A 16602-nucleotide genomic window follows, 5' to 3' on the forward strand; every position below is an offset into this window, starting at 1 on the left:
ACCTGTTCCTGCTGACGGATGTATCGATCCGTGGGCAGGGCAGGTCCTTTTTTGCATGGCATGAAGGGACAGGGACTCGTGTACAGCACGGAATTAACCCCTTAGCGAAAAAGGCAGCGGCTCAGGGGCTTTGACCGACACGTACGGATGGCCGTCGATATAAAACCGCCACGGCTTGAGGGCGTACTCCTCCGCGTAATCAATATTGATCCGTGGAGACTGGATGATCGGGAGCTCATCAGCCCGGTCGCCGGACTCAAGCCGCAGCGGGCTGTCCGCATGACGGAGCGCGCAGCCGTTCAGGCTGCGGTCGATCCGCAGCGCGCGGCACAGCTTGCCGGGGCCGTTGCACAAGTTGGCGGCTTTGCCGGAGACGCTGCCCCGGTACCGGCGCATCAGCTCGGCGTCATGCTCGCTTAGCGGCTCCACCGCCCGGATGAGCACGGCCTGCGGGTCGTCCGCGTCGCCGACGACAACGTTAACGCAGTGGTACATGCCGTAAATTAAATACACGTAGGCCAAGCCCCCGGCGGCAAACATCGTCTCGGTCCGGGCGGTGCGCCGGTTGCCGTAGGCATGGCTCCCTTTGTCTTCGGCGCCGCCGTAGCTCTCGGTCTCCACGATCCGGCAGCGGATTTCTCCGTCTTCGGTCTCCCGGACCAGCGTCTGGCCGAGCAGGCGGGGCGCGGCTTCCAGCGCGGTCATGGCGAGAAGCGAGGGGGAGATCAGCCGGCCGCCCTCGTTACCCGGGTTCATCATCAGGATCACCTCTTCGGGTTAGTTCATTCTATATATATAACCGGAATTCAGCGCGAAAGGCAAAAGGTAACCCCGCAAGCATGGCTTGAATCCTTGGTCCGGTGTATCGGTCTCCCTGGGAGAGGGGGCCCGCCAAACCGATGTACTTCGGAAGAAGGCAAAAAAGGGAGCGGCTTTACCGGCTCCCTTTTTCATATATGGTTTTCGGCGGCACTCACCCTAGTCTGGCTCCCGAACCTTTATAACGCGCTGCGTTTAGTCGGTCAGCCACCGCTTAAAATCGGACCACCAGGAGTGTTCTTCGGCCTTGTTTTTCACGTCCGGCTGTTCCTTCTCTCCGCCGTGAAGCGAGCAGTATTCGGTCGGTTCCGTACCTGCGATGAATACCTCAAGCCTCTTGTGGGGACAATCGGCCGTGGCGAGCTTGCCGGATTCTTCATCAATGTAGACACTGACGACGCCGCTCGGAATCGTAAAAATTTTGGGCGGTACGTTCTCCAGCGCCTTCTCGGTGTACTGGGCAAAAATGGGCGCTGCCCGGTGGGCGTCCGTCGTCGTAATCGTTTTGCCCTTGTCAAAACCGACCCATACGGCGGTCGCAAGCTCCGGCGTATATCCGACCAGCCAAGCGTCGGTATCGGTCGTTCCGGTTTTGCCGGCCACGGGACGCTTCATGATGGAGGATACACGGTTACCGGTCCCGCCGGATTCAAATACGCTCTCCATCAGATGCGTCAGCACGTAAGCCGCCGCCGGATCGACGACCTGCTCGCCGGCGGGCTTGGGAGCCTCGTAGATCACCTCGCCGGCGGCATCGGTAATCTTCAGCACGGCGACCGGCGGGATCCGCTTGCCGTTGTTGCTGATCACCGCAAAGGCGGACGCCATTTCGAACGGGCTGACCGGCGAGGTACCGAGCGCCAAGGAGGGGACGGACTCGAGCGGGCTGACGATGCCCAGCTTGCGCGCCGTGGCGATCACGTTATCCGCCCCAACCTTCAGCATCGTATTGACCGCGTAGATGTTGTCCGAGGCTGCGATGGCCTGCTCCATATTAATCTCGCCCAAATATTTGTCTCCATAATTGCTGGGCTGATACGTTTTCCGGTTGTTGTCGTAGTGAAACAGGGTCGGTTCGCTGTTAAACGTCGTGAGACCCGTCATCGTCTTAGAAGACAATGCCGTTAAGTACATAATCGGTTTGAAGGAGGAGCCAGGCTGGCGCGTCTTGGCCAGCGCATGGTTGTACTGGCTCTCCTTGTAGTTCTTGCCGCCGATCATCGCTTTGACATAGCCGCTCCGCGGGTCGATCGACACGAGCGCGGTCTCCAAATCGCTGGCCGAATCCATGCCTTTGGCCACCGCCTCCTCAGCCGCGGCTTGGGCATGCGGGTCCAGGGTCGTATAAATGTTAAGACCGCCATGATCGAGCATGTCCTCGCTGATGCCGAGCTGGCTGGTCACCAAATTTTTTACATAATCCCGAAAATACGGCGCCGTCAGGTTGGATTTCTGCTGTCCCTGCGGTTTGATCGCCAGCTTCTCGGCTGCAGCCTGGTCCGCCTCCTTCTGGGTGATATCACCGGTGGCCACCATGGTGCCCAGGACGATCTTCTGCCGTTTCTTGGCATTATCCAGATGGGTGTAGGGCGAGTAATAGGTCGGCCCCTTGGGAATCCCGGCCAGCATCGCGCTTTCCGCCAGGTCGAGATCTTTGGCGGGCTTGCCGAAATACATCAGGGAGGCTGCTTCGATGCCGTAAGCGCCGTGACCATAGTAAATTTCATTCAAATACATTTGAAGGATTTCATCCTTGGTATACTTCATCTCCAGCTGAGCGGTGTACATGGCTTCCTTGATTTTGCGGGACCATGTTTTTTCATGGGATAAATATAGATTACGGGCAAGCTGCTGCGTCAGGGTGCTTGCTCCCTGAACCCGGGCCATATGCTCCAGGTTGACGAGTGCCGCGCGTCCCATGCCCTCCAGGTCAAACCCGAAATGGCCGTAGAACTTGCGGTCCTCCACCGACAGGGTCGCCTTCACGAGCAGCGGTGAAATTTGATTGAGCTTGATAGGTTCGTAGCTGCGCCCGCTGGCCGAAAACGTGGCGATTATGTCGCCTTGACTGTCCAGAAGGCGCGAATTGCGGTCCGTATCGGCAAGCGGAAGGTTTTTTTGATACAGCCAGCCGAGCAGAACACCCCCCGCGATCAGAAGGAGGACGATCATGCCGGTGAAGAGCTTTAGCATCAACAGGAACCGGTTTTTCCGTTTGGGCCGCCGCGTGAATAGGTTCGCCATGTACTGTAGCCCCTTTCCTTACTTAAAGAGAATGGAATGTATAGCTTTTCAGCGGAGCTGAACAATCTGATACTTTCATTATGGGAAATGCAGGCAGCAGATATTCACGCCGGGCCCGGGATTCACGGGAAAAGCGCTCGGCCTTCCGGTCATGCAGGGCGAGGGGGCATACAGGGCCACCTGAGGGATAAAAATCCCGTGCTGACGCAGCCTCAGCCAGGGGACGAAGCGTTAGGAAAGTGTTTCTTTACACGAATTTCTTCTATCGCGTATAATTCAAAGGATGTGTTTATACATCGGCAGTTTGGTACAATAAAGAAGATGTACGTGCTACTCGAGAACATGCGGCAGGGAAGATCAATCCCTCCTTTATCCTGGGAAGAAAGAAGGTAATGACGATGGAATTGTGGTTTACGGAGAAACAGACGCCCGCATTCGGTATTACTGCCAAAATCAAACAAACGTATGTAAATGAAAAAACCGATTTTCAGGATCTGGCCATGGTAGAGACTGAAGAGTTTGGAAATATGCTGCTGCTTGACGGAATGGTGATGACGACCGAGAAGGATGAATTCGTATACCATGAAATGGTGGCGCACCCGGTGCTGAATACGCATCCGAATCCGAAGCATGTCCTCGTCGTAGGCGGGGGAGACGGCGGCGTGATCCGCGAAATCATCAAGCATTCGAAAGTGGAAAAAGCCGTGCTCGTCGACATCGACGGCAAAGTCATCGAGTACTCGAAGAAGTACCTGCCGTCCATCGCGGGCAAACTGGAAGATCCGAAGGTGGAAGTCCTGGTGAACGACGGCTTCATGCACATCCACGAGCACAAGAACGAATACGACGTCATTATGGTTGACTCCACGGAGCCTGTAGGCCCGGCTGCTCCTCTGTTTGAACGCGGCTTCTACCAAGGCATTTATGAAGCGCTGAAGGATGACGGCATTTTCGTGGCACAAACGGACAACCCTTGGTTTAAGGCCGACTTGATCCAAAAGGTGAACAAGGATGTGAAGGAAATTTTCCCGATCGTGCGCGTTTATGCGGCGAACATCCCGACATATCCGAGCGGCTTGTGGACATTTACGATGGGCAGCAAAAAATACGATCCGCTTGAGGTGGACGAGTCGCAAATTCCGGAGATGGACACGAAGTACTACACGCCACGCCTGCACAAGGCGGCTTTCGTATTGCCTAAATTTGTGGAAGATCTGACGAAATAGGGGGAGGCAACATCATGAAACTAGACCAAGCTTATTCGGGCAACGTATTTATTTGCAGCTCGGACGATTACGAAAATTCCAAGGCGGTCATTTACGGCATGCCGATGGACTACACGGTCAGCTTCCGTCCGGGATCCCGGTTCGGTCCGGCGCACATCCGCCAGGCTTCCGTGGGTCTGGAGGAATACAGCCCTTACTTGGATAAAAGCATTCTGGATCTCAAATACTTCGACGCCGGCGATCTGCTGCTGCCGTTCGGCAATGCAGGACGCAGTCTCGAAGTGATCGGCGAGTACGTGGGCAAACTGCTCGGCGACGATAAATTTCCGATCGGGCTCGGCGGCGAGCACCTGGTGACCTGGCCGGTCATCCAGCAAATGTACGCGAAGTATCCGGATCTGATCCTGATCCACATCGACGCGCATGCCGACCTTCGCGAGCAGTACGAGGGCGAGCCGCTGTCGCACTCGACGCCGGTCCGCAAAGCAGCCGGGCTGATGGGCGGCAAGAACATCTACCAATTCGGCATCCGCTCCGGTTCGCGAGAGGAGTTCCAGTATGCCCGCGAGAACATTAACTTCTATCCGTTCGACGTGGCGGCTCCGCTTCGGAAAGCCCTGCCGCAAATGGGCAATCGTCCAGTGTACGTCACGATCGACATCGACGTGCTCGATCCGTCGGCGGCGCCGGGAACGGGAACCGCGGAAGCGGGCGGTATCACTTCAAAGGAATTGCTGGAGGCGGTGCACCTGATCGCCAATTCCGAAGTCAACGTAGTGGGCTGCGACTTGGTGGAAGTGGCGCCGATCTACGACCATTCGGAGCAGACCCAGATCGTGGCGGCGAAGCTGATTCGCGAAATGCTGCTCGGATTTGTAAAATAAAGAGACGTAAAGAAGCACCCGATGCTAACCGGGTGCTTCTTTGTTGTCTTTCGTACGAAGACTATGGTCCGAGATGCAATTGAGAGAGCTGCAAAGCTAGTCCAAGCTTTTGCTCAGCTTGACGATTTGGTTCCAGCCGTCGTCGATGCTGATTTTCCCGAACATGATCGACTGCGTGATGTTATCATACTCCTTCGTGAAATTAGCCCAGCCGCCTTTATTGCCGGGACCCGGGTCGAACGCGGCCCCGTCCTTGGACACTTCGTTGATCAGGCCCAGTGCATTTTTGTCGACATCGGTGAACTTAGGCTTGAGCGCATCAGCGACGGTCTTGTTGACCGGGATTCCGCGGGAAGTGCCGAGGATATCGCCGGCTTCCTGACTGTTGACGAACCAGTCGATGAACTTCTTGGCTTCGTCTTTATACTGGCTGTTGGGGCTGACGCTCCAATACATGGAGGCTTTGAGCCATCCGCCCGCCTGTGTTCCTCGCGGCTGGGTCGTCAGCGCCATAACGCCCGGTTTCAGGGCGTCCGTTCCGCCGAATTCCGCGGCATGCGCGCCCCGGAGCAGAATTTTCTCCTGAATGAGCAGATCCATCTGTGCGTCCTGCGATTTATCCGACACCGTCACATCCGGCGGAGGCACAAGATGGTCCTTACGCAGCTGTGCCCATTTGTTCATCCAATCTTTCCAGGTGGTTTCGTCGTAGTGGAACTTCCCGTCCTTGCTCATCGAGAAGCCTTTGCCCATGCTCAATTGATAGGACATGTAGGATGCGCCGTCTGCCGTCAAATCCCGGGTCAGGTATTGGTCTTTGGCCAATTTCGGCTTCAAGTCGCGCGCCATCGCGAAGAACTCATCCCATGTTTTGGGAGGCTGAACCCCGAGGCTGTCCATGATCGTCTTGTTGTATACCATGCCCCAGGCGTTGTTGCCGAGCGGCATCGCGTACAGCTTGCCTTGATAGGTGCCGGTTTCGAGCAGGGCCTTGTCGATGTTATCCGTCGGAATGGACGAGAGATCCTCCAACCGGCCGCTGGAGGCCCAGTCGTTGAACCAGGCGGCATCCATTTGGAAAATATCCGGGGTGTTTTTCCCTGCGGACTGGGTCGAGAGCTTGTCTTGGTATCCGTCGAACGACTGGTATTCCGGCTCGAATGTGATACCCGGGTTGTTTTTGGAGTATAAATCAAGCGCTTTCAAGGTTGCGTCGTGACGGGCCTGCGAGCCCCACCACATGATCCGCAGCGTGATGGACTTGCCGTTTCCGGTGCCCGCAGCTCCGGTTTCTTCCTTCTTGACCCCGCTGCAGGCGGATAGAACGAGGGACAGCATAAGGACGGCCACAGTGCCTGCGGCAAGACGTTGCCATGATTTTCTCATTGGTTGAACCTCCCTTAAGTAACGGAACTCTTTCTTGCTCTAAGGTACCAAGCCGAGGAACATCCGCGTAGCGGACGATCCTACAAATCGTTTCAGTATTTTACGAATATCGGTGAACTGTCGGCTGCGTTTGTCCTGTATGCTGGGCGGATCCAGGATCGGCTGGAGCTGCGTTAGGCCCGGTAGAACTCGGTCGGACTGCGCCCGGTATGCTTTTTGAACAGCGTGGTAAAGTACGGAACGTTGCGGTATCCGACCCGCTCGGCAATTTCGGCGATAAGCAGCTTTTTCTCCAGGACCATGCTCTTGGCTTTTTCCATCCGGACCCGGGTCAAATAATCGCCGAACGTCTCGCCGGTGAACTGGCGGAATAGGGTGCTTAAATAATTTTTGGAAATATAGACCTGATCGGCGACATCCTGGAGGTGGATGTTTTCGGCGTAATGCTCGTGAATGTACTGAATGATAAACTCCACCGTTTCCTTATGCTTCAGGTTCTCATTGGGAGTAAACCGGCGGCAGATCCGCTTAACCTTCTCCGCCACCCAGGCCTTCCACTGCTGCGCGTTTTCTATCAATCCCAGCTCCTTGGACAGATCCGCAGGAGGCAGCTCGTCGTCAAGCTTGTGGCCGGTATCGTACAGCGTGAAGGAGAGGATGGCAAACAGCTGTGTCCCGAGGGCTGCCAGCTCGCTGGGAGATAGCTGTGCCACGCCGCTGTCGCTGCTTGCGAAATCCTCCAGCGCCAGCAGGGCCCGCGGCTCATCGAAGGTCCGAACCGCATCCGCCATTTCCTGGAAAAACCGGACCGGACGCACGTTTCGCGCTGCCGGATGCCGGAAGCCGGCTTCGGTGTAGACGTAGACGCAGGGATGGTTTGCATCCGGCTCACGCCGCTCGGCCAAGGCCTGGAAGGCCTCTTCCGTGGAATCCGCAATAGCCGTCCAATCGTCTTTCCGGAGGCCCGCCCCGATACGCAGCTTGACCTGAAGGTAGCGGTCCACTGACTCAATGATGCGCCCGGCCAGTGCCAGCACCTCGGAGCGAAACGCTTCTGCGGGCCAGGAGAGGGGCTTGTACAGCAGCAGGGTCATATGGTGACTATGCAGCTCTAAAAAGTAGCTCCTCAGTCCATCCTGCCTGGCCAGCTCCTCGACCGTATTACCGACGGCAAAGCGGAACAGGTGCCAGTCCCGGGCCGAGATGCCCTCCGTCCGCCCCTGCCGCTTGATTTCCAGGGCCAGCATCATGAACTGGGCGCCTTTCCAGCCAAGCCGGTCCAGCATCCGGTACGGCCCGGTCGGAGGGGAAAAGGTCCCGCCCGTGAGGACCGATTTCACCCATTCCCGCTCCAGGTAGGGCTCGTACTGCATCAGCCGGTCCTGAAGCTCCTGCTCCCGGTTCTCAGCCGCTCTTTTCTCAGACAATTCGGCGATTACGCGCTGCAGTACCTCACGGATCGTAGCCGGTGAGGCCGGCTTGGGCAAATAATCGTCAACCTGCAGCCGCAGCGCTTTGCGGGCATAATCAAAGTCCGAGTAGCCGCTTAAGATGATGATTTTGCCGTCAAACTGCTGCTTGCGAAGCTGCTCGATCATTTCCAGCCCGTTCATGACCGGCATATAGATGTCCGTAATGACGATATCCGGCTTGGCAGCTCTGATCAGCCGGAGCCCCTCTTCACCGTCCATGGCCTCCCCGATGGGTCGGATGCCGAGCTGCTCCCAGGGAATGAGCCGCGACATCCCCCCAAGCACCTGCCGGTCGTCATCCACGATCGCGAGTGTCCACATCACTTCGTCCTCCTTCCAAATCCGGCTGCTGCGTCAGCTTCGGAAGATAAATTTCCGCCTTGGTGCCTGATCCGCCGGTACGATTCCGGAGCGATACGCCGAAGGGCGGACCGAAAAGTACTTGAATGCGCTCGGTTACATTACGGATGCCGTATCCACCCGTCGGATGGCGCCTTCGGGTCTTCCAATCGTCCCGCAGGCCGACGCCGTCATCCCGGATCCGGATCCGGATGCCGCGGTCCTCTTGCACGGCATTCAGGACGATTCGGCCATGGCTGCGTCCATGAAAGCCGTGCACGATGGCGTTTTCCACGAAGGGCTGCAGGGTCAGCTTCGGAATCAGCAGCTGCCGCAGATCCTCCGGACAGTCGATCTCCCAGTCCAGACCCTGGCCCCTTTTGAACTGCTGAATTTTCAAATAGCATTCGACGTGAAGCAGTTCATCCTGCATCGGGATCAAGGATTCGCCGCCGGACAATCCGATACGGAACATTTGCCCCATCAGTTCAAGCACCCGGCTGATCTCCTCCTGGCCGGCCTCCAGCGCCATCCAGTTCAGCTGATCCAAAGTGTTGTAGAGAAAATGGGGGTTGATCATCGCCTGCAGCGCCTTGATTTCCGCCTCGCGCTGCGCCTTGTACTGCTGTTCCAGCGATTGGTACAGCGTCTCGATCCGCTCGGTCAGTTTGCGGTAGCCGCTGAAGAGACTGCCGAATTCGTTGCGGTATTCCGTAGGCAGCGGCAGCCCCTTCTTGCCGGGATTGAATGCCTGCATCAGCTGGACCAGCTTCCGGATCGGCACCGTGAAATTTCTCGAAAGGAACAGTGTGAAGAATACAGACAGCAGGATGGCGGCCGCTCCGATCACAGCCATGGTCCATGCCAGGCGGACACTTCCGCCTGTGATGTCCTTCCATGGCGTAAGCTCCACCAGCATCCAGCTGCCGGGGGCCGTGCGGGACCAGACGGTCAGCATGTTCTTCTCCGGAAGCGAGCCTGCCGCTTCCAGCAGCTGATGCGCATGGCCGGCATCTCCGCTGACCTCCTTCAGAATGGCATCGATTTCTCCGGGAGGCGGAGCGATCCGGGTGTGCATGATCATCCGGCCGCCGGAATCGAGCAGCAGCCGGCTGGCCGAGGAATTGTCCTCGGTCAGGATATCCTGCAGAAACTTGACGCGGACGTTGATAATGAGGATGCCGCGGTTCACCCCGTCCGGCGTCGTGATCTTACGGATAAAGCTGATGACCTGCTGTTTCCCCTGCGGCGAGCCGACCTCGCGCTGTCCGATCCAGACGAAGTCGGCCTTGTCGACGGCCGGGTACCAGCTTTCCCGGCTGGCGTAAGCTAGCGGGAGGTACTGAATGTTGGCGTTCGGGTCGACTTGCAGCGGATTGCTCATATAAATCTGAAAGGAGAACATCGAGCGGGAGCTGTTCAGCATCGGCGCCAGATAATCCCGGTTCAGCTCGTCCCTGGCCGTTTTGCGGGCATAATAGTCTCCTTTCATCGTCAAATAATTGACCAGCGGGGAGTTGATGGCCACGGCGAGCGAGGTCTGCTCCACGGCGCTCATCTGGTCGGTGAGCTGTTTGTTGAGCTGCTGCAGCACCGCCTGTTGATACATGGAGGCGCTGTCCGCCTGCTCATTGGCGGAGAACCGGTAGCTGACGATCATCATGATGGTGATCAGGACCGCGATAAAAGCGGCAAAGCTGAAGAAAAACACATAATCGATACGGAACATGCGAAACGGATTCATGGCTTTTCCCCTCCTCTTGGGTGCGGCGATGCCATAGCGTTAACGCGCTGCTATCCCAAAGCGGCCGTTCACGGCGCGCCGGGAGAGAGGCTCACGTTGACGATACGGTCCGGAAGAAAAGCATGGAATGAGCGAGTCCCCGTGATTCCGTTATTGCGCTCCAGGATGACTAGCCTTTCAGCCCTGATGTTGCGATGCCCTCGACGAAATGCTTCTGCGCCAGGAAGAAGATCACGACCGGCGGCAGCACGGAGAGCAGGGACACGGCGAGCAGCTGACCCCACGGCACGGCTGACTGGGAATCGATGAACATTCGGAGCGCCAGCGGGACGGTATATTTGTCCACGGTATTCAGATAAATCAGCGGACCGAAGTAATCGTCCCAGCCCCAAATAAACGAGAAGATCATGACCGTGATCAGCGCCGGCAGGGTCAGCGGCATGACGATGCGCAGGTAGATGCCGAACCAGGTGCAGCCGTCGATTTTCGCCGACTCGTCAAGCTCCCGCGGAATGCCCCGGATGAATTGGACGATCAGAAAAATAAAGAAGGCTCCCCCCATGGCCGACGGGACGATCAGAGGCAGATACGTGTTGATCCAATCGAAAGAATGGAACATCGTATACTGCGGAATAAGCGTGACCTGGCCCGGCAGCATCAAGGTCATCATCAGGATGGAAAACCACAGCCCTTTCAGCGGAAAGGTCAGCCTGGCGAACCCGAAGGCCACCAAGCTGGCCGAGATGACGTGCAGCACTGTGGTCGCCACGTTCAGCTTGAGGCTGTTCATGAAGAAGCGTGTAAACGTATACTTGGGCAGCGCGTTCCAGCCTTCCGTATAATTCTGCCACAGCCATACTTTGGGGAACAGGGTGGGCAGGCTGATCTCGGCCGTCGATTTAAAAGAGGCTCCGATCCACCAGAGTACGGGGTAGAACATCACAAAGCAGAACACGATCATCAGAATATGAACCAGCCAATTTTGTTTTTTCAGAACGCCTGTCATTTGCGACCCTCCGTTTCCGTTTCGTAGAACACCCAATATTTAGATGCGATAAAATTAATCGCTGTGGCGATGCCGATAATGACCAGCAGGATCCAGGCCAGTGCCGAGGCGTAGCCCATCTGCAGCGAACCGAAGGCTTTGTTGTACAGGTACAGGGCAAACATTTCGGTCGAATTGACCGGACCTCCGTTGGTAACGACAAACGCCGAGGTGAACATCTGGAACGCGTTGATGATCCCCATGATCAGGTTGAACAGGATGACGGGCGACAGCATGGGCAGCGTAATCCGGATGAATTTGCGAAAAGGTGTTGCCCCGTCCACGGAGGCTGCTTCGTACAGCTCCCCGGGAATCTGCTTAAGACCTGCCAGAAAAATAATCATCGACGAGCCGAACTGCCACGCCGTCAGCAGCACCAGGGTTCCGAGAGCAGTGGAGGGCGTTCCGATCCAGTTCTTCGGGGCGATGCCGACCAGAATCACTAGATGGTTGATAAATCCGTTGAGGCCGAAAATGTTGCGCCACAGCACGGCCACCGCCAGGCTTCCCCCGATCAGGGACGGCAGATAAATGATCGTGCGGTAGAAGGAAATACCCCGGATATTCCGGTTGAGCAGCATAGCGACCAGCAGCGCCGCCAGCAGCTTCAGGGGAACCGAAGTAATGACGTACAGGAAGGTCACCTTCAGCGAATTGAAAAAGAGCCTGTCCTGTGAAATATCCTGATAATTTTTGAGCCCGATCCAGCGGGCTGGTTCCAGCAGGGAAAACTCGGTGAAAGATAAGTAGAAGGATTGAATAATGGGCCACAGCTGTAATATGAGAAAACCCAGCAGCCAGGGGGCGATGAACAGGTAGCCGGCCAGCGGAGCGTTCCAGCGTCCTTTCAACGTTTTGGTAACCGTTTTCATGTTTTTGCCCGGCTGGGCCTTGTCCGCCGCCGGTATCGTTTGTGCATTCAAAATCAATCACCTCACGCCTTTTAGTAGCTCTCATTGTATCGTGGGCTGAACCTTGCCTGTAGTCGAAGGATGCACAAATTCTTTCACTATTGAATGGTGTTTGCTCCAGTTTGGCTTGCTTCGCTCTCTTGTTTTGCGCTGTGCCCAAAGCCAAAGTCGCTCACTAATCCAAACACTCGCATGTTACTTTTGGAATGAGGAAGAGGACTTTTTTTGCGAGTGGCAAGTCCCCAAAGAGGGTAATGTAATCGATATGGAGGTGTCGTTATGATCATGAAAAAGCTGCTTAGAAGCTCTTCCTTGGCTGCCGCTGCGCTTATGCTGATGATGCCGGCGGGCTGGGGATTATCCCCAACGCAGATCTCGGCCGCCGCCGCGGCGCCTGCTCCCTGCGGAAGCGGCGATCACGGCCTGCTTCAGCAAGAGCAGAAACAGCATATGGAGGAAGGCGCGGACCCGCTTCATTTTACCGATATTCAATTTCTGAACGGGTCGACGGGACGGGCAGCAGGAACCGGGTTTATGATCGGCACATCGGATGCGGGGTGCCACTGGCAGGAAATTTACACGGGGAAGTGGAATTTTGCCCAGATTAAATTTACGGACAACGTGAACGGATGGGCCATCGCCACCCTTCCTTCCCACCAGACCACGCATCTGCTCAAGTCGGTGGACGGCGGATCGCATTGGAAACAGGTGTATACGGCCAATCTGCCGTTTAACCGGCTGGAAGCGCTCGGCAAGAACATGGTGTACGGCTACACGCAAAATGGCGCCTACCGGACCGAGAATGGCGGGAACAGCTGGGTGAAAATCCCTACGCCGGCCAATACGAGATATGCCACGTTTCGGGATAAGAACAACGGGTATGTCCTAGTTATAGTTCCCGGCTCTGGCTATAAAGTACTGGGCACGGCCGACGGCGGGCACAGCTGGAGCACAAAGCTGAACGTGAAGTTTGACTCCCCGTACCCTGCGGGCGGACAAATTTACAGCAAGGACAATCAGGTCTGGGCGCTGTTCTATGGCGGATCAGGCATGTCCCAGGTATCCTATTCGCTGTATGGCAGCACGGATCAAGGCGTACATTGGAAGCGCGTCATCGCCCAATCCACGGCAGGCGGAGGCCCGGCTCCCGGCAGTGGGGCAGCTGTCATTAATCAGGGGCCAGCCCAGCCAGGCGGACACCCCGGCAACATGCAGCTGATCGGCAAGGAGACGGCCTTTCTGTCCGGCGGCTCTCCGGCGGGCGGCATGGTGTCTGTCGGCGTGACTTATAATGGAGGAAAGACGTGGAAGAACGTTAAGCCGTCCATTAATGGTTACGATTCACGGATCTCCTTTACGGACGGCAAGACGGGCCGGCTTGTGGTGACCAGCGCCACCAAATCGTCGATTTATGCCACCCATGACGGCGGTGCCAGCTGGAACCGGAAGTTCGCATTTAAGGAAGCGTTGAATCCTTAAACGGAAGTAACAAGGTACGAATGAAGTTGCAGGTAACAAGTCAAAAGGAGGGGCTGCCGATGTAAACGGCGGCCCCGCCTTTTTTCAGTTAACGCAAATTCTCCTCCCATTCTTCCCGTAGCAGTCCCATACGAATGGAATCGTAGAAAACACCGTTATACAACCGGGTTTTCCTTATGCGGGCCTCCATGGTCATTCCTAGCTTCTCTCCGACTTTGATCATTCGGTAATTTCCGGACCATGTCGTAAACCCCACCCTGACGAGGGGCAGCGTGTCAAACAGGCGGCGGATCCACATAGCCAATGCCTTGGTGCCGTAACCACCGCTCCAGTAAGCCGGATCATAGATTACGATCCCCATTTCAAGCCAATAAGATGGCTGGTGTTCCCAATAATAGCTGACCGTTCCGATGAGATCGCCATCTACTTCAATAGCCCAGAAATGATCCCGGTCGACTAGGCTGTCCTTGTTTTCCACATATTTTTCAAAGGTTACCGGCGTATGCTCATAATAGGGGGCGTCCCATTTTTTCCACTCCGGCGCCTCTTCCTTCAACGACAAGCTCCATAGCCGGTGCAAGTCGTCCTCCCTTACCGGTCTGAGGAGCACATTTTCGTCTTGGTAAACCGTCAATGTTTAAAACCTCCTGTATCATTTGAAAATATACATGCACTTTTCCATGCAAGCCGGGTCAAATCCTGCCGGTTTATTGGAGATCCTACTTTTAAGAACATGGATTAGAGATCAAGCGGCTTTCAAAAATGAGTTTCATAACGGAATACGAATCCCCGGCACTGTGAAAGCTGTACAGTAGCGGCAGTCTGCGGCAGGCACGGTTTGTATTGAATTGATACAGCGAACTGGATATAGTAGTACAATAGGAAAGAATAGATTGGAGTATTGCGTAATGCCAGATGCTAGAAAAGCTACCGTCCGTCTGCGCAGCCGTCATGACGGCCAGGAGGTCAACCAGGAGATGACGGCGCAGGTATTCGCCCGCGGACAAGCTCTGTATGTGATGTACGAGGAGCCGGAAGCGGATTTGCAGGGGCGGAAGACCAAAACGACAGTGAAAATCAGCGCAAACAGCCTGAAAATGATCCGGCACGGCGCCGTGGAGTCAGAGCAGTCTTTTCAGGAGGGGCAGCGACTTCCCGGCTTCTACCGTTCGCCTTATACGTCCTTTAACCTATCGACGGATACGCGTTCCCTTAAGATGGACCTGGACGGAATGACAGGGGAAATCAGCTGGACGTACGATCTATATGTATACGAGGAATGCACAGGGCATTTCACCATCAGCTTTTTTATACAGGAGGATAATCAATCATGACACTCAATCCACTCGAACAGATTCACCAGCTGGTTTTAGAGGCGGTCAAGGACGCGGTGGTCGCCGCCGGGCTGGCCAGCCGTGAAGAGCTCCCCAGCATTACGCTTGAGGTGCCGAAAGATAAATCTCACGGGGACCTTGCCACCAACGCCGCCATGCAGCTGACCCGGATCGCGAAGAAAAACCCGCGCCAGATCGCCGAAGCGATCCTGGAGCATATCGACGTAAAGAAGGCGTCCATCGAGAAGGCCGAAATCGCGGGCCCAGGCTTCATTAACTTTACGCTGAACAAAAGCTATCTGTACCCCGTGATCGAACAGGTCTACGCGCAGGGCGAAGACTATGGACGCGTACAGCTCGGTCAGGGACAGCGCGTGCAGGTCGAGTTCGTCAGTGCCAATCCGACCGGCAGCCTGCACTTGGGACATGCCCGGGGAGCCGCCGTCGGCGATGCCCTGTGCAACATTTTGGACTTTGCCGGGTATGAAGTAACCCGCGAATACTATATCAACGATGCGGGCAATCAGGTCGAAAACCTGTGCAAGTCGATCGAAGCCCGGTACCTGCAGGCGCTCGGACAGGATGCGGAAATGCCTGAGGACGGATACCATGGCGAGGATATCAAGGGATTTGCCAAGGAGCTCGTCGCCGAGAAGGGCGATTCCCTGCTGTCCATGGATCCGGGCGAGCGGACGGCGTTCTTCCGTTCGTATGGCCTGGAGAAAGAGCTTGGCAAAATCAAACGCGATTTGGCACGCTTCCGGGTACATTTTGACGAATGGTTCAGCGAGACTTCCCTGTACGAAAAGGGATTGGTTGAAGCATCTCTGGACGAACTGAAAGCCAAAGGCCAGGTGTACGAGCAGGACGGAGCCACTTGGCTGCGGACGACCGAATACGGGGACGACAAGGACCGTGTATTGGTGAAAAATGACGGCACCTATACGTACCTGACACCGGATATCGCGTATCACCGGGACAAATACAACCGCGGCTACGACCGCATGATCAATATTTGGGGAGCCGACCACCACGGCTATATCCCGCGGATGAAAGCAGCCATGCAGGCCATCGGCAACGATCCCGACAAATTGACCGTGCTCATCGCGCAGATGGTCAGCCTGTTCCAGAACGGGGAGAAGGTCAAGATGTCCAAGCGTACGGGGAAAGCCGTTACGATGGAGGACCTGATGGAAGAGGTCGGCATCGATGCCATCCGCTACTTCTTCACGATGCGCAGCATGGACTCCCATCTCGATTTCGACATGGATTTGGCCATTTCGACGTCTAACGAAAATCCGGTGTTCTATGTGCAGTACGCGCACGCGCGGATTTGCAGCATTTACCGTCAGGCAGAAGAGCAGGGCGTTGCGCTGCTTCCGCTGTCTGAAGTGGACCTCACGGTGCTGAACACGGAGCATGAGTATGACCTTCTCCGCAAAATTGGCGAGCTGCCGGAGGAAATCGCCACTGCAGCGGCGGGCTACGCGCCGCACCGGATGATCCGCTACGTGTATGACCTGGCTTCGCTGTTCCACAGCTACTATAAGGCGCAGCGCGTGATCACCGAGGATGCCGCTCAAACGCAGGCGCGCTTCGCCCTGCTCGGCGCTGTGCGGACCGTTATCGCCAACGTGCTGAGAATCGTCGGCGTATCCGCCCCGGAGAAGATGTAATTCCTTCTTCCCCATTTGAATACGCCGAACATATGAAAGGCCG

At 56.1% G+C, this 16602-nt stretch carries 13 protein-coding genes; 5 read left to right on the plus strand and 8 right to left on the minus strand.

Features of this window, described 5'->3' with window-relative positions:
• Positions 1 to 93: 93 nt before the first annotated feature.
• Both K2F33_RS07030 and K2F33_RS07035 read right to left on the minus strand, forming a co-directional pair.
• Positions 94 to 759: a DNA-3-methyladenine glycosylase gene (locus K2F33_RS07030; protein ID WP_412973970.1), complete on the minus strand. Its 666-nt coding sequence runs from the start codon at positions 757 to 759 to the stop codon at positions 94 to 96.
• A gap of 255 nt (positions 760 to 1014) precedes the next feature.
• Positions 1015 to 3063 (minus strand): transglycosylase domain-containing protein, encoded by a 2049-nt coding sequence (locus K2F33_RS07035; RefSeq protein ID WP_412973971.1) that lies wholly within the window; start codon positions 3061 to 3063, stop codon positions 1015 to 1017.
• A 398-nt stretch (positions 3064 to 3461) separates the two neighbouring features.
• Between K2F33_RS07035 and speE the strand changes: the two genes are divergently transcribed.
• Together speE and speB are read left to right on the plus strand one after the other, a co-directional pair.
• Positions 3462 to 4289 carry a polyamine aminopropyltransferase gene (speE, locus tag K2F33_RS07040; RefSeq protein WP_076176946.1) on the plus strand — a complete coding sequence of 276 codons (828 nt, stop codon included), beginning with the start codon at positions 3462 to 3464 and terminating at the stop codon, positions 4287 to 4289.
• 14 nt (positions 4290 to 4303) lie between these two features.
• Positions 4304 to 5173 (plus strand): agmatinase, encoded by an 870-nt coding sequence (speB, locus tag K2F33_RS07045; protein WP_263881303.1) that lies wholly within the window; start codon positions 4304 to 4306, stop codon positions 5171 to 5173.
• A 96-nt stretch (positions 5174 to 5269) separates the two neighbouring features.
• Here the strand turns inward: speB and K2F33_RS07050 are convergent, their stop codons facing one another.
• The 5 genes from K2F33_RS07050 to K2F33_RS07070 all read right to left on the minus strand — a co-directional run bounded on the left by K2F33_RS07050 (position 5270) and on the right by K2F33_RS07070 (position 12082).
• Positions 5270 to 6559 carry an ABC transporter substrate-binding protein gene (locus K2F33_RS07050; RefSeq protein WP_263881304.1) on the minus strand — a complete coding sequence of 430 codons (1290 nt, stop codon included), beginning with the start codon at positions 6557 to 6559 and terminating at the stop codon, positions 5270 to 5272.
• Between the two features lie 173 nt (positions 6560 to 6732).
• Complete coding sequence (locus K2F33_RS07055) at positions 6733 to 8352, minus strand: response regulator transcription factor (protein WP_263881305.1); 1620 nt, start codon at positions 8350 to 8352, stop codon at positions 6733 to 6735.
• A complete protein-coding gene (locus tag K2F33_RS07060; RefSeq protein ID WP_263881306.1) occupies positions 8327 to 10114 on the minus strand; it encodes a cache domain-containing sensor histidine kinase in 1788 nt (595 codons plus the stop codon). Before K2F33_RS07060 ends, K2F33_RS07055 begins: the two co-directional genes overlap by 26 nt.
• A gap of 169 nt (positions 10115 to 10283) precedes the next feature.
• Complete coding sequence (locus K2F33_RS07065; protein ID WP_145142724.1) at positions 10284 to 11120, minus strand: carbohydrate ABC transporter permease; 837 nt, start codon at positions 11118 to 11120, stop codon at positions 10284 to 10286.
• Entirely contained in the window at positions 11117 to 12082 is a 966-nt protein-coding gene (locus K2F33_RS07070) for a carbohydrate ABC transporter permease (RefSeq protein WP_263881307.1), read from the minus strand. Before K2F33_RS07070 ends, K2F33_RS07065 begins: the two co-directional genes overlap by 4 nt.
• Positions 12083 to 12349: 267 nt before the next feature.
• Between K2F33_RS07070 and K2F33_RS07075 the strand changes: the two genes are divergently transcribed.
• Complete coding sequence (locus K2F33_RS07075; protein WP_263881308.1) at positions 12350 to 13549, plus strand: WD40/YVTN/BNR-like repeat-containing protein; 1200 nt, start codon at positions 12350 to 12352, stop codon at positions 13547 to 13549.
• A gap of 88 nt (positions 13550 to 13637) precedes the next feature.
• On the opposite strand, the gene K2F33_RS07080 is transcribed toward K2F33_RS07075, so the two are convergent.
• Positions 13638 to 14183: a GNAT family N-acetyltransferase gene (locus tag K2F33_RS07080; RefSeq protein WP_089549427.1), complete on the minus strand. Its 546-nt coding sequence runs from the start codon at positions 14181 to 14183 to the stop codon at positions 13638 to 13640.
• 274 nt (positions 14184 to 14457) lie between these two features.
• On the opposite strand from K2F33_RS07080, the gene K2F33_RS07085 reads away from it, so the two are divergent.
• A complete protein-coding gene (locus tag K2F33_RS07085; protein WP_263881309.1) occupies positions 14458 to 14883 on the plus strand; it encodes a YwiB family protein in 426 nt (141 codons plus the stop codon).
• On the plus strand, positions 14880 to 16559 hold the full coding sequence (gene argS / locus K2F33_RS07090) for an arginine--tRNA ligase (protein WP_076176955.1): 1680 nt from the start codon (positions 14880 to 14882) through the stop codon (positions 16557 to 16559). The genes K2F33_RS07085 and argS overlap by 4 nt, the downstream gene beginning before the upstream one ends.
• The last annotated feature ends 43 nt before the right edge of the window (positions 16560 to 16602 follow it).

Origin of the sequence: Paenibacillus sp. PSB04 (assembly GCF_025809195.1) — a bacterium.
GTDB classification, from domain to species: Bacteria; Bacillota; Bacilli; order Paenibacillales; family Paenibacillaceae; genus Paenibacillus_AQ; species Paenibacillus_AQ favisporus.

Coding starts and splice junctions, on each gene's coding strand:
- speB (WP_263881303.1), top strand. CDS start 4,304: ATGAAACTAGACCAAGCTTATTCGGGCAACGTATTTATTTGCAGCTCG.
- K2F33_RS07030 (WP_412973970.1), bottom strand. CDS start 759: ATGATGAACCCGGGTAACGAGGGCGGCCGGCTGATCTCCCCCTCGCTT.
- speE (WP_076176946.1), top strand. CDS start 3,462: ATGGAATTGTGGTTTACGGAGAAACAGACGCCCGCATTCGGTATTACT.
- K2F33_RS07035 (WP_412973971.1), bottom strand. CDS start 3,063: ATGGCGAACCTATTCACGCGGCGGCCCAAACGGAAAAACCGGTTCCTG.
- argS (WP_076176955.1), top strand. CDS start 14,880: ATGACACTCAATCCACTCGAACAGATTCACCAGCTGGTTTTAGAGGCG.
- K2F33_RS07050 (WP_263881304.1), bottom strand. CDS start 6,559: ATGAGAAAATCATGGCAACGTCTTGCCGCAGGCACTGTGGCCGTCCTT.
- K2F33_RS07075 (WP_263881308.1), top strand. CDS start 12,350: ATGATCATGAAAAAGCTGCTTAGAAGCTCTTCCTTGGCTGCCGCTGCG.
- K2F33_RS07060 (WP_263881306.1), bottom strand. CDS start 10,114: ATGAATCCGTTTCGCATGTTCCGTATCGATTATGTGTTTTTCTTCAGC.
- K2F33_RS07055 (WP_263881305.1), bottom strand. CDS start 8,352: ATGTGGACACTCGCGATCGTGGATGACGACCGGCAGGTGCTTGGGGGG.
- K2F33_RS07065 (WP_145142724.1), bottom strand. CDS start 11,120: ATGACAGGCGTTCTGAAAAAACAAAATTGGCTGGTTCATATTCTGATG.
- K2F33_RS07085 (WP_263881309.1), top strand. CDS start 14,458: ATGCCAGATGCTAGAAAAGCTACCGTCCGTCTGCGCAGCCGTCATGAC.